This is a genomic window from Burkholderia sp. CpTa8-5, from assembly GCF_017815045.1.
Classification (GTDB): domain Bacteria; phylum Pseudomonadota; class Gammaproteobacteria; order Burkholderiales; family Burkholderiaceae; genus Burkholderia; species Burkholderia sola.
The window spans coordinates 32,667-45,120 of sequence record NZ_JAGIQD010000019.1 but is presented as its reverse complement, the minus strand read 5'-3'; the positions used below and the strand labels follow the sequence as shown (position 1 = coordinate 45,120).

13 protein-coding genes are annotated in these 12,454 nt (G+C 67.7%); 7 read left to right on the top strand and 6 right to left on the bottom strand.

Annotated features, from left to right (window positions below):
* Positions 1-2: 2 nt before the first annotated feature.
* On the bottom strand, positions 3-1,133 hold the full coding sequence (locus J8I35_RS24865) for an ATP-binding protein (RefSeq protein WP_050018221.1): 1,131 nt from the start codon (positions 1,131-1,133) through the stop codon (positions 3-5).
* A 64-nt stretch (positions 1,134-1,197) separates the two neighbouring features.
* Positions 1,198-1,908, bottom strand: a complete 711-nt coding sequence (locus tag J8I35_RS24860) for a response regulator (protein ID WP_006498855.1) — start codon at positions 1,906-1,908, stop codon at positions 1,198-1,200.
* A 221-nt stretch (positions 1,909-2,129) separates the two neighbouring features.
* Between J8I35_RS24860 and J8I35_RS24855 the strand changes: the two genes are divergently transcribed.
* The 3 genes from J8I35_RS24855 (at position 2,130) to J8I35_RS24845 (ending at position 4,640) form a co-directional block, all read left to right on the top strand.
* Entirely contained in the window at positions 2,130-3,044 is a 915-nt protein-coding gene (locus J8I35_RS24855; RefSeq protein ID WP_209927519.1) for a glutaminase, read from the top strand.
* Positions 3,045-3,083: 39 nt separating this feature from the next.
* Positions 3,084-3,785: a hypothetical protein gene (locus J8I35_RS24850; protein ID WP_239468990.1), complete on the top strand. Its 702-nt coding sequence runs from the start codon at positions 3,084-3,086 to the stop codon at positions 3,783-3,785.
* Between the two features lie 219 nt (positions 3,786-4,004).
* Positions 4,005-4,640, top strand: coding sequence for an isochorismatase family cysteine hydrolase (locus J8I35_RS24845; RefSeq protein ID WP_209927451.1), 636 nt, complete (start codon positions 4,005-4,007; stop codon positions 4,638-4,640).
* 49 nt (positions 4,641-4,689) lie between these two features.
* Here the strand turns inward: J8I35_RS24845 and J8I35_RS24840 are convergent, their stop codons facing one another.
* On the bottom strand, positions 4,690-5,367 hold the full coding sequence (locus J8I35_RS24840) for a TetR/AcrR family transcriptional regulator C-terminal domain-containing protein (RefSeq protein ID WP_209927449.1): 678 nt from the start codon (positions 5,365-5,367) through the stop codon (positions 4,690-4,692).
* A gap of 146 nt (positions 5,368-5,513) precedes the next feature.
* On the opposite strand from J8I35_RS24840, the gene J8I35_RS24835 reads away from it, so the two are divergent.
* On the top strand, positions 5,514-7,043 hold the full coding sequence (locus J8I35_RS24835) for an FAD-dependent monooxygenase (RefSeq protein ID WP_209927447.1): 1,530 nt from the start codon (positions 5,514-5,516) through the stop codon (positions 7,041-7,043).
* 138 nt (positions 7,044-7,181) lie between these two features.
* Here J8I35_RS24835 and J8I35_RS24830 read toward each other — a convergent pair whose 3' ends face one another.
* The 3 genes from J8I35_RS24830 to J8I35_RS24820 all read right to left on the bottom strand — a co-directional run bounded on the left by J8I35_RS24830 (position 7,182) and on the right by J8I35_RS24820 (position 10,128).
* Positions 7,182-7,913: a ribonuclease T2 gene (locus J8I35_RS24830; protein WP_050012407.1), complete on the bottom strand. Its 732-nt coding sequence runs from the start codon at positions 7,911-7,913 to the stop codon at positions 7,182-7,184.
* 127 nt (positions 7,914-8,040) lie between these two features.
* On the bottom strand, positions 8,041-8,631 hold the full coding sequence (locus J8I35_RS24825; protein WP_209927445.1) for a hypothetical protein: 591 nt from the start codon (positions 8,629-8,631) through the stop codon (positions 8,041-8,043).
* Positions 8,632-8,724: 93 nt separating this feature from the next.
* On the bottom strand, positions 8,725-10,128 hold the full coding sequence (locus J8I35_RS24820) for a DUF308 domain-containing protein (RefSeq protein ID WP_209927443.1): 1,404 nt from the start codon (positions 10,126-10,128) through the stop codon (positions 8,725-8,727).
* 343 nt (positions 10,129-10,471) lie between these two features.
* Between J8I35_RS24820 and J8I35_RS24815 the strand changes: the two genes are divergently transcribed.
* The 3 genes from J8I35_RS24815 to J8I35_RS24805 all read left to right on the top strand — a co-directional run bounded on the left by J8I35_RS24815 (position 10,472) and on the right by J8I35_RS24805 (position 12,385).
* Positions 10,472-11,110, top strand: a complete 639-nt coding sequence (locus J8I35_RS24815; protein ID WP_209927441.1) for a hypothetical protein — start codon at positions 10,472-10,474, stop codon at positions 11,108-11,110.
* Positions 11,111-11,157: 47 nt separating this feature from the next.
* Positions 11,158-11,724, top strand: coding sequence for a helix-turn-helix transcriptional regulator (locus J8I35_RS24810; RefSeq protein WP_209927439.1), 567 nt, complete (start codon positions 11,158-11,160; stop codon positions 11,722-11,724).
* Between the two features lie 79 nt (positions 11,725-11,803).
* Complete coding sequence (locus J8I35_RS24805; RefSeq protein ID WP_209927437.1) at positions 11,804-12,385, top strand: HD domain-containing protein; 582 nt, start codon at positions 11,804-11,806, stop codon at positions 12,383-12,385.
* The last annotated feature ends 69 nt before the right edge of the window (positions 12,386-12,454 follow it).

Genomic DNA, 12,454 nt, shown 5'->3' with positions numbered 1-12,454 from the left:
CGCTAGACCGGCCAGCTGATCTCGAACCGCGCGCCGCCGAGCTCGACCGGATCGACGACCGCGATCCGGCCGTTGTGCGCGTGGAGCACCTGCCGCGTGATCGACAGGCCGAGCCCGTAGCCGCCGGTGCGACGGTCGAGACGCACGAACGCGTCGAAGATCCGTTCGCGCTCGCTTTCGGGCACGCCCGGGCCGTCGTCCTCGACGAAGATCCCGATGTTGCCGTGCACGAGCGCGATCCCGACGACGATCCGCGCGTTCGCGTACTTGCTCGCGTTGCGCAGCAGGTTGCGCATCGCATACGACATCAGCCGCCGGTCCATCTTCACGCGCAGATCCGATCCGATCGCGACGCGGGCCTCGATCGTACGGTCCGGATACAGCAGTTGCGCGTCGTTCACCTGGTGCTCGAACCACGCGACCGGCGCGGTCATCTCGAGGTTCGACTGCAGCGAGCTGTATTCGAGCCGCGCGTACGTCAGGCTCATGTCGATCAGCTCCTCGAGCTCGGTCACGTCCTGCGCGATGCTCTCGAGCGCACCCTGGTATTCGGCCGCCGAACCGGGTTCGCGCAGCATTTCGAGTGCAAAGCGCACGCGCGCGAGCGGCGTGCGCAGTTCATGCGAGATCCCGTTCGTCAGATCGCGCTGCGCGGCGATCAGCCGCTCCATGCGCATCGCGAGCGCATTCAGCGTGCGCGCGAGCGGGCCGATGATCACGCTGTGCGATTCGCGGGCGCGCGTGTTGAAACGCCCGCCGGTGAAGTCGATCGCACGCTCGCGCACCATCACGAGATCCGACCAGACCGGCCGCATCCACCGGTACGCGGCGAGCGCGGGCGCGGTGAACACGAACGCCAGCACGATCCAGATGTCGCCCGGCAACGCGTCGAACGCGTGCCACACGACCTGCGGCGACAACACGACGCACAGCGCGAGCGCGGGCACCAGCGCGGTGAGCAATACGAGGCCGAGCAGATGCAGGTAGGTGCGCACGTACAGGCGCGACCAGCTCGGAATGCGGTCGGCGCGCGTGTCGGTCCACGCGCGGCGGAAATGCAGCCAGCGCCATTTGACGTAGCGCAGCGTCGGCAACGGCGGTGCATCGGGGTGCGAACGGGTTCGTCGAATCATCGCGGCTCCCGGCCGGCGGGCGGAATGCCCGCGCGGAACGTGACGGCGTCGCGCGAGCGCGGCGTCATTCCCACGCGTGCTTGCTGAATTGATAACCCTTGCTGCGGATCGTCTTGATCCGCTGCGGGTTGCTCGCGTCATCGCGCAGCTTGCGGCGCAGCTTCGAGATGCGCCCGTCGATCGTGCGGTCGAGGCCGTCGAATTCGACGCCGCGCAACTGCAGCATCAGATCGTCGCGGCTGACGACTTCGCCCGCATGACACACGAGCGCCCACAGCAGGTCGAATTCGGCCGACGTCAGATCGGGCGTGCTGCCGTCGGGCAGCACGACGGTGCGGTCGGTGCGGTCGATCGAGAACTTGCCGAACGCGTAGCGCTCCGGCTGCGGCGCGGTGCTCTCGGCCGCGCGCGCGGGCGCGCGGCGCAGTTGTGCCTTGATCCGCGCGAGCAGGATGCGCGGCTCGACCGGCTTGTGCACGTAGTCGTCCGCGCCGAATTCGAGGCCGAGCAGCTCGTCGAAGGGCTCGTCGCGCGCCGTCACCATGATGATCACGCCGTCGTACTGCTTGCGCGCCTCGCGGCAGATTTCGAAGCCGTCCTTGCCCGGCAGGTTCACGTCGAGGATGACGAGATCGGGACGAATGGACAGGATCGCCGGCACCGCGGCGTCACCATGCAGCACGGTGTCGACTTCATAGTCGTTCTTGCGCAGGTAGCCGGCGATCAGCGTGGACAAGCGGGTGTCGTCTTCGACGAGCAGGATGCGAAAAGACATGGGCGGCGGTCGGATCATCGAGGAAGCCGCGGGGGGCGCCGGCGGGTGCCGGACGCCGGCCCTCGGCCGAAACGTACCGCATGATACTGCGCCCGCCGCTCACCTGTTTGGCGGTCTTGAAAATAAGGGCGGGATTCCGGCCGCGCTTGACGAATCGACGCCGGGACGGTTCCATACGGGCTCGCCGGAATCCCGGCTCTGCTTCTACCCTGCCTGACGTGATGAATTACCAGACGATTCTTGAACGCATCCACACCGAACTCGCCCCCTGGATCGGCCAGGGCCGGGTCGCCGACTACATTCCCGAACTCGCGAAAGTGCCCGCCGACAAGTTCGGGATGGCCGTCGTGACGCTCGACGGAAACGTTTACACGGTCGGCGATGCGCAGGAGCGCTTCTCGATCCAGAGCATCTCGAAGCTGTTCGCGTGCACGCTCGCGTTTCAACTGCTGGGCGACGAGCTGTGGGAACGGGTCGGCCGCGAGCCGTCCGGCACCGCGTTCAATTCGCTGGTCCAGCTCGAAAGCGAGCGCGGCAAGCCGCGCAATCCGTTCATCAATGCGGGCGCGCTGGTCGTCACCGACGTGCTGTGCCGCCGCTTCGTGAAGGCCGAGACGGCGCTCGTCGAATTCGTGCGGCGGCTGATCGGCGCGAACGACATCGACTACGATTCGCGCGTCGCGACGTCGGAGTTGCAGCATGCGGAGCGCAACCGCGCGATGGCGCATTTCATGGCGAGCTTCGGCAACATGCAGATGCCGCCTGATACGGTGATCGACGCGTATTGCCGGCAGTGTGCGATCGAGATGAATTGCGTCGAGCTGGCCAGCGCCGCGCTGTTTCTTGCGAACGGCGGTGTCGCGCCGGCGACAGGCGAGCGGATCGTCGATTCGAGTTCCGCGAAGCGGCTGTCGGCGCTGATGCTGACCTGCGGGACCTATGATGCGGCCGGTGATTTCGTGTATCGGGTGGGGCTGCCGGCGAAGAGCGGCGTCGGCGGCGGGATCGTCGCGGTGCTGCCGGGGGAGATGGCCGTGTGCGTGTGGGCGCCGGGGTTGGATGCGAACGGGAACTCGTTGGCGGGGACACTGGCGCTGGAGTGGTTGACGACTTATTCGGGAAGGTCGATTTTTTGAGGCGTCTCAGTGGCGCACCCGGTCGTCCGGACACCTCGAATGAACATCTTTGCTTGGCGCTACGACCACCCGCTACAAGGATCCAGCGTGATGCAGGTCAAGAACGGAAATCACGTCGCTTCGACCGGCCGTACCCGGCGCGGATTCTTTCGCCCCGTGACGGTCATGGCGGCATTGAGTTTGTGCCTCCCGTTTGGCGGCGCACATGGGCAGCCGGCAGACGCCCCGCCCAACAGCACGGGGGCGTCGCAGGTCGAATCTCGAACCGAGGCAAGCCTGACCGTCACGCAAGCGCTGCAAGGCATGCTGGCGCTGATACGGGTCAGCAATCAGGTTACCGACATGACGCCCGACGCGATGCACCGCAGCTTTGGTGTGCAGACCAAAGCGACCGCCAAAGACAGCTTCGGCTACGGCCAGCGCTTGCCTGGCAACTGGGCGTTCGGTATCGAAAGGTTCGTGGTCCCGGGAAGGGGGACACAGGTGGAACTGGGCTTCGATCCGATTCCCGGAATGCAGGCTGCGCCGCTGACGGCATGCGAGCCGAACTTCGCGCAATTCACGGCAGCACTGGAATCCTTGGGGTTCAATCATCGTACTCGGTACGGCGAACACGGCCGCCGGATCTCCGAGATCTTCTGGCGTCAGGAGATCTCTGTGGAGGTAGCCCCCTATAGAGCATTCAGCGATAACGGTGAGCCATTGGGTCCGGCTTGCGTAAGAACGGTACGGGTGCGATAGATCGCCGTCACCGCGCGATGCAATTACGGCAAGCGTATGGACGAAACGCCGTGATCCTCTGCTGTCAAACACGCAGGAAATCGCTCGACTCGTGGATACCCCGAACCCAATCCGGCGAAGATTTCGCGACGCGTGGGCACGCCGGCGCCGACGTGATTGACGACGTATCGAACGACCAATTTTCCGACATTTCGCAGCGGTGACTGGAGAACGCAACGCATGAATCGGGACAACGCATCAGAAGTCACAACGTCAGCCCCCGCGCGCGCGGGCAGCAATTCCTCCTCGCCGATCCCGCCCATCGCGCCATCCAAAACCGCGCTGCTCGTCATGCACTACCAGACCGACATCCTCGGCCTCTTCCCGTCGGTCGCGCCTGAATTGCTCTCGAATACGCGCCGTCTCTGCGCTGCGGCACGCGCTGCCGGCGTCGGCGTCTGGTTCGCGAATCTGAGGTTCAGCCCCGGCTATCCGGAGGTCAGCCCGCTCAACAAGAACGGCCAGGGCATCAAGCAACTCGGCCTGTTCATCGACGATGCCCCGTGCCCTGAACTCGCCAGGCGGCCCGACGAACCGCTGATCCTGGCCCACCGCGCGAGCGTATTCTTCGGCACCGATCTGCAGGCGCGGCTCATCGCACAAGGTGTCGATACGCTGATCATGGTCGGCATCGCGTCGACCGGCGTGATGCTGTCGTCGATAGCCCACGCGAGCGACGCCGATTTCCGCCTCTACACGGTCAAGGATTGTTGCTACGACCCGGACCCGATCGTCCACGAGCATCTGTTCGCCACCGCGTTCGAATCGCGCACGACGGTGCTGTCGCTGGCGGATGCGCTGCGGCTGCTGGCGTGACAACGGACTCGTCGCACCGCCGTTCGAAACCATGCATCCGACGGCGGGCCTACCGGGTCGCCGCCCCAATCCCCGCCAAAATCAGATCGATGCCGGCCAGGAACTGCGCACGCTCGTCGTGCGCGGCCAGTTGCCCGGCCACCTTGCGCACGAACGGATACTGCGCCGGTTCGAGCTGCGCCCACCGCTCGGCCACGACCGCGACGACCTCCGACTGCCCCGTCTCGCGCGGATGCAGCCGCGCACCCGCGGCGTACTGGCCGGCCAGCCCGAAGATGTAATGCATCAGCGCCGACGCCGCGTTGAATTGCGCGGGCTCGGGCACGCCCAGCGCCTGAAGCTGCCCGCCGACGCGCTCCAGGATCCGCAGCACCGCCTGCTGCCACGGCGCCCGGAACAACTGCGCACCGACCCACGGATGCGCGCTGAACGCGTCGAACAGGCGCAGCGCGATGCGCCGGAGCGCTTGCGCCGCATCGCCGTCACGCTGCGTCGGCACGTCCGTCAGCGCAGCCGCGATCACGTGATCCGCGGCCGCCGCGAGCAGATCGTGCTTGTCGGCGACGTGCCAGTAGATCGCGCCGCTTCCGGTCGCCAGATGTGCGGCGAGCGCGCGAAACGTCAGCGCGCCCTCGCCGGCATGGTCGAGGATTCCGATCGCGGCCTCGACGATCCGCTCTTTCGACAGCGCGTCCGCGCGCCGCTCGGTCCGTTTGCTGGTTTTCATGCGCGCTAGCTTGACACATCTGGAACAGCGTTCCAATATCGCGCCGATGGAACAACGTTCCACCAGTTTCCTGACGCATGCGCAATGCCGGCGCGTACCGCCCTCTCGATCACACCGGGCTGCCTTGGCCCGAAACCGAGCCACCGATGAATCTGCCCGTTACCCATGATGTCGTGATTGCCGGAGCCGGCCCTGTCGGCCTGTTTCTCGCCTGCGAGCTGCGCCTCGCCGGTGCATCCGTGCTGGTGGTCGAGCAGGCGGACGATCCGGAATCCCCGCTGAAGCATCTCCCGTTCGGCATGCGCGGCCTGTCCGCGCCGACGATCGACGCGCTCTACCGCCGCGACCTGCTCGACGGCATCGCGCTGCCGGGCCGCGCCACGGACACCGCGCACTGGATGCAGCAAGCGCGTCGTCCGGCCGGTCATTTCGCCGGCATCCAGTTCTTCCACGACGACATCGACGCGTCACAGTGGCCGTACCATCTGCCCGGCCCGGCCGGCACGCACATGGCGACCGACATCGCGCGGATCGAATCCATGCTGACCGCCCGTGCGCACGCAACGGGCGTCGAGATTCGGCGCGGTCTGGCCGTCGAGGGCTTCGATCAGTCGGACGAGGGCGTCACGCTGCACGGAGGCGGCGAGACATTCCACGCACGCTGGCTCGTCGGCTGCGACGGCGGCCGCAGCGCGGTCCGCAAGGCCGGCGGCTTCGCGTTCGCCGGCACCGACGCCGAATTCACCGGCTACTCGATCGAAGCCGAGTTCGCCGATCCGGGCGCGCTGCTGCCGGGCCGTCACTACACGCCGGCCGGCATGTACACGTACACGCCACCCGGGACCGTCGCGCTCGTCGAGTTCGACGGCGGCACGTTCCACCGGAGCGGCCCGGTGACGCTCGAGCACGCGCAGGCCGTGCTGCGCCGCGTGTCCGGCGTCGGCGTCACGGTGACCGCGCTCCGGCTCGCCGCCACGTGGACCGATCGCGCGTACCAGGCATCGACGTACCGCGACGGCCGCGTGCTGCTCGCGGGCGATGCCGCGCACATCCACTCGCCGCTCGGCGGCCAGGGGCTCAATCTCGGGCTCGGCGATGCGATGAATCTCGGCTGGAAGCTGGCCGCGACGATCCGCGGCGACGCACCGGCCGGGCTGCTCGACAGCTACACGGACGAACGGCATCCGGTGGGCGCGCGCGTGCTCGACTGGTCGCGTGCGCAGGTCGCGCTGATGCGGCCCTCGCCGGGTTCGCGCGCGCTCGCGGCGATCATGCGCGATCTCGTCGACACGCGCGACGGCGCGACGTACTTCGCCGAACGCCTGTGGGGCGTATCGCTCGCGTACGATCCCGGCAGCGGCCATCCGCTGGTGGGCCGTAGCGTTCCGGACTTCGAACTGGCCGACGGCACGCGGCTCGGCGAACACGTCAGGCACGGCAAGGGCGTGCTGCTGGACTTCGATGCGGATCGGCCGCTTCAGGCCGTGGCAGGCCGCTGGCGCGACCGCCTCGCCTATATCGCGAGCGACGCGAAGGACCGGCTCGGATTGCGTGCGATGCTCGTGCGTCCGGACGGTTTCGTCGCGTGGGCCTGCGATGACGATGCGGACGTGGACATCGACGCCGCCACGCAGGCGGTCACGCGATGGTTCGGCGCGCCTTGCGCGGCACATTGAGCGCAGCCGCCCAACGCAGGAAGCGGATGTGTGTCGCCGAGCGCCAAACGTGCATGGGCGCCAGCAACGGCGCGCCCGACATCCTCGAATGCCCACCGCCCGCGACGTGCGCGATATCGCGCACGCCGGCCGCGCCCCTCACTTCGCGATCAACACCCCCGACGTCGGGCACGTACCCTGCGTATTGCCGTCCGTCACGAGCGACGCGGCGCTCGGAAACTGCGCGGTCGCATTCGTCTTCACCGCGATCCATGCTTCGGTGAAGTAGCTCACGCCGTTCGTCTTCGTGCATTTCAGCGACACCGCGCTGCGCGTGTTGCTGCCGAATGCGCCCTCGAACGCCGACAGCAACTGGTTACGCGTGACCGTCTTGCCCGCGTTCGCCTGCAGGAATGCGTTGAACGACGTGTTGCCCAACCGGCTGATCATGCCCGACGCCTGGTTCCAGTACGCATCGGGCGTCGCCGAATTCGAACAGGTGCCGTGCTTGAACCACTCGTGCTTGTCGAGACACGATGCGACGCCAGGCATGTATGTCGACAGCGTATTGCGCGTTGCGCTGCTGATCGGGTACGCGTCCATGCTGCACCACTGGTGCGCGTTGTCGAGGTCGATGTCGTTCTGCGGCACGCCGCAGTAGAACGGCTGGTTGCCGTCGTAGCGGTTCGGCCACAGCCCGTGCAGCGACAGGCTCGTCGCCGCATACGAGCCGGCGAGGTTCGTGCATTCCGGTGTGTCGTGCGACGCGCAGAAGCCGGGCTCCCACGACGCGGCGAGCAACAGGTAGTCGTAGCTGGTCTGCGCGGCGGCGTGCAGTGAAACGGAAGCGACGGCGAGTGCGGCAGCGGCGCGGGCGAGCGTCTCGAGCATGGCGTGTTTCCTCGGAAAAGGCTTGCGGTCGCGGGATGCGCCGCAAGATTGTCGAATGTCTGCCCGCGATTGTTGCTGCCGCAACATGGCACGAATGTGAAGGTGCACGAAAGAATGCGCGGTTCGCTCAGGTGCCGAGCTGCGTGCACGCGCGCGCCGACGCTTCGGGGCCCTCGAGCGAGAGAATCTGCCACACGCCGACGCTGACGCGCCGGCGCGCCGCCATCGACGGATCGGCCAGCAACGCCTCGACACGCTGCGCGGCGTCGGGCGCCTTCTGCTTCAGCGCCGCGTGGTGCCGCGCCCGCGCCGCCGGCTCCGGTTCGTACACGTCGCACAGACGCACCATGCCGGCGAGGCCGGCCAGCGTATCGTCCTTGTCGATCGCGGCCGGCTCGACGGGCGCGAGCCCGTCGCGCTCCGCCGGCGGCAGCTTGTTGCGCGCGCCTTCGTCGATCGCCGTGGCGGAAGCCGGCGGCAGGCCGCCGATCGCTGCGACGATCCGGCTGCCGGCGGCGATCATGTCGCCCTGGCACGCGATCTTTTCGGCGGCCGCGACGTTCGAGCAGAACGACACCGACATCCGGTACACGTCGTTGCTCATGCGCGGCACTTCGTCCGTGTCTGCCTGCGCGAGGCCGGCACTCGCCAGCGCCAGCCCTAGCACCAGCGTCAGCGCGGCGGGAGTCTGGATGCGCAACGCTCTCGTCTCGTTCATCGTTGTCGTCCGTGGGTTTTTATCGCGGGCAATCTCGCCGGGCCGCACGGTGGCGCCCCTTGTGATGCCGGGCCCTCATCCGGCGCCACGCGTTCACTTCATCGACGCCGCCTCCGATCCGCCGGGCGACAGCGCCGCACTGTCCTGCTCGCGCCACGCGCGGCGCGACGCCATGATCGCGCTCACCGCCGAGCGTGCGACCTTCCACCACGCGAACGGACGCGGATCGGCGAGCATGCTGAGCGCGCGCGCATAGTCGAGCGTGAGCCCCGGCGTCCACGCCATCGTCACCGCGCGCTTGCGGATCTGGGCGGCCACCCACAGCTCGGGCGTGAGCAGCAGCCGCACGAACGCGCCCCACCCGGCCCGCGCGCCCTTCAGCCGCCACACGGCGCCGTCGAGCGCGGCCTCGAGCGCATTCGACACGGTGCTCGAGCAGTTGCGGTGCGTGAGGTTGTACGTCGTGTTCTGCCGGTACGACGACCAGAACGCATCGAGCTTGGACGGATCGTAGTTGCGGATACGCACGCGCACGGTCGACGGGCACCACGCTTTCGACTCGGTCGCGTAGTCGGGCTGGAACAGGCCGGGCACGTCGTTCTCGCGCGTTGCGCGCAGGATGCGCGTGAATTCGTCCGGAGAGCGATCGATTTCGACGCCCGGATACAGGCTGATGTAGATGCCCTCCGGCGATTCCAGCGCCGCATGCCCGGTCGAGATCACGCCGTTGACGTCCACCGCCGCGATATAGCGGTCGATCAGCGGATAGCGCTGCGCCTCGGCCTTCGACGTGCCGGTCGGTGTCCATACGTGCACGGTGAGCGCCCGCTCGCCGTCGGCCGGCGGGCCGTCCCATTCGGATTGCGCGAACTGCGGCAGGCCCTGCGCATCGTCGAGATCCGGCGCGAGCGCCGGCGCGGGCGACGTCGCGAACGCCGGGTTGCGCGTCAGCCGCCGCACGCGTGCGGCGAGGCTCAGCAGGTGCATGCCGCCGAACATCAGCAGCAGGCCCAGGCAGTACGGCACGGTGCCCGCGTAGTGCGTCGGGTACGGCTGGAAGAAGAAGATCGCCAGCAGGATCTCGACGACGCCCCACGAAAACGCGACGTGCCAGCGGCGATAGCGCACCATCCATGCGGATGTGCACTGCAGCAGCCCGTCGACGAGAAACAGCGTGCCGAAGATCATCGACAGCAGGAAATGGCCGTGATGATGGCCGGCAAACACGAGCCCCGCGGCCACCACGACCGCGATGCCCTTCACGTAGCGCAGGATGCGCTGCCCGCCGACCCCGCTGCCGGCCACCGCGAGCGTCGCGAGCCCTTCGATCAGGAACAGCCACGCGAACAGCTCGATCGGGAAATGCAGCGCGCCGTCGAGCGCGTCGACGAAAATGCCGACGCCCGCGACGACCCACAGCCAGCCGAGCACGGTCAGCCCGCGCCAGCGGGTCCGCAGATATTCGATGCCCAGCAGCAGCAACACCAGTCGTACCATCGCGCCCTCGTATCTTTTTCGGGACACGCGCGGCCTCGCGCGCCCTGTCGTGTCGACCGCGCATCGGGCGACGCGCCGGCCGGAAGACGGTCATCGTTGCCGGCGCATCATGTCGTCGACATGATCGATGGCGGCCGGCACGCGCCGCTCTGGCCGAATAATAAGATATGGCGGGATAGGTTGAAAGCGTCGCGGAAACGTTGTCGATGGCGCGGATGCGCACGGCGGCCCGCTGCCACAGCGGATTTCCGGTTCGACAACGTGCGGTGGATACGCGAGAATCCGGCTTCCGAGGGCGAAAGCCACTGAACTGAACCGAACCGCCCAGACGGGACAACAAGAAATGAGCCTATCCATCACGCGCCGGCGCCTGCTGGCCGCCGGCGTCGCCGCGAGCAGCGTTGCGCTGTCGGGGTGTTTCACGCCGAAGCTGTACAAGAACGACGCGTACAGCGAACACGTATCCGCGTTCATGATGACCGAAGACGGCAAGAAACTGGTCGTCCTCGGCACGCGCTACCATTACATCTTCGATCTGCCGGCCCGCTTGCGGCCCGTCCTGCTGTCCGGCTACCGCAAATCGGTACGCACGACGTTCGCGGACTTTCATGCGAGCGGCGGCAGCGTCACCGGGCATTACCGGATCGTGCTGCCGAAAGACGCATCGGACGACGATCGACGGGCCGCCTCCGCCGACGGCTTCGTCAGCGAGCCGGCCGGCCTCGTGCTCGAAGGCGACATCGACGGCAAGCGCTACTCGACGGAAGGCTTCGTCCAGAAGGACAACGCGGCCGCGCAACCCTTCAACCGCCCGTACTCGGTCTACATCGTGGAATCGCCGTCCGTCGTCGGCATGGGTCTGCGGATTCTCGCGACGCCGATCACGGTGGCCGCCGACGGCGTACTCGTGCTGGGCGGCATCGTGCTCGTGCCGTTCGCGGCCATCGCGATCCAGGCAAGCGGCGGCATCCGGATCATGTAACGGTGCGGTAACCACGCGCCTGGCACGACCGCAACAGGAGCATTGCCATGACCGCCTCACCGCTTCATTCGTTCTCGCTCGGCCCGCCACTGAAGCGCTGGCGCGCGCTGCACCGCGTGAAGCAAAGTCACGCGGCCGAACTGTTCGGCGTCGCGCAATCGACGATTTCGCGCTGGGAGGCGGGCCTCCAGCAGATGTCGCCCGACGAGCGCGCGACGGCCGAACGGCTGCTCGCCGCGCGCATCGATTCGGCGGGCGACCGCGCGCTCGCGCGGCTGATCGCCGGCAGCACGGGCCGCATGCATCTCGTCTGCGATCTCACGCACCGGCTGCTGGCCAGTTCGCCGGCGCGCGCGGCCGAATTCTCGCAGCCGCTTTCGATGCTGCTCGGCACGTCGCTGTGGCGCTACGCGACGCCGGAAATCGTCCGCATGGAAGCCGCGCTCGACCCGCTCGGCTGGCACGATCGCGCGGGGCCGCCGAGCGTCGAGTTCGATACCGGCGCGAATGCGTCGCGCGTCGTGCCGATTCGCGGCAGCCGCTGCCGGTGGACGCGGATGACGCTGTCGGACGGCTCGGCCGTGCGGCTCGTGGAAACGCTCGACGCCGGCTGACGCGCCGCGCATATTTCATGCGTGGACGCAGCGTGGCCGGCCCGCTTACGCTTGGTGGCTCATCGCAAAGACGCCGACCATGAATCCCGACACGATCCACGCACGGCTCGATTTCGTGCGCGAAGCCGAACGCCTGAAGAACGTGCTGCGCAGTGGCTACACATCCGCCGGACGCGCGGAAAGCACGGCCGAGCACAGCTGGCGGCTGGGCCTGATGGCGTTCGTGTTCGCCGACGCGTTGCCCGGCGTCGACACGGTGAAGCTGCTGAAGCTGTGCGTCGTCCACGACCTCGGCGAGGCGCTGCACGGCGACATCCCCGCGATCGAGCAGGCCGCGCACCCCGACAAGAGCGCACACGAACGCGACGATCTGCTGACGCTGACCGCGTCGCTCGACCGCACGCTGCGCGACGAGATCGTCGCGCTGTGGGACGAATACGAGGCGGCCGCGTCGCCGGAAGCCCGCGCGGCGAAGGCGCTCGACAAGCTCGAAACGATCCTGCAGCACAACCAGGGCAGCAATCCGCCCGATTTCGACTACGCGTTCAACCTCGGCTACGGCCGGCGCTACACCGACGCCGCACCGCTGTTCAGCGCGATCCGCGAGATCGTCGACGCCGACACGCAGCGCAGGATCGACACGGGCGGACGCCGCGCGTAAGCGTGCGGCACGGCGCTAGCGCGAGGCATCCTGTTGTCGTACCCGTCGCCGACTGTTCGGTACATCCGT